At 40.6% G+C, this 261-nt stretch carries 1 protein-coding gene; it reads left to right on the top strand.

Going from position 1 to position 261, the window contains the following annotated elements; all coding sequences use genetic code 11:
* A partial coding sequence (locus tag HMPREF0023_RS16035) for an IS5/IS1182 family transposase (protein WP_008942608.1) occupies positions 1-261 on the top strand: 261 nt, incomplete at both ends.

The following is a 261-nucleotide window of genomic DNA, read 5'->3' on the forward strand; positions in this document are numbered from 1 at the left end:
CTCAAAGCCTGATTAAACTCTGTGGTTTGAATTGGACAGCACCAGATTACTCTACCCTCTGTAGACGACAAAAGCATATTGATATTGCGATAAGCTATCAGAAAAGTCGTGAAGGACTACATCTATTGGTAGACTCAACTGGCTTAAAATTTTTAGGTGAAGGCGAATGGAAGCGTAAGAAACATCAGCCTGAATATCATCGGCAATGGCGTAAACTGCATATTGGTATAGATGCTAAAACCTTGCAAATACGAGCTGTGC

Origin of the sequence: Acinetobacter sp. ATCC 27244 (assembly GCF_000156555.1) — a bacterium.
Classification (GTDB): Bacteria; Pseudomonadota; Gammaproteobacteria; order Pseudomonadales; family Moraxellaceae; genus Acinetobacter; species Acinetobacter haemolyticus.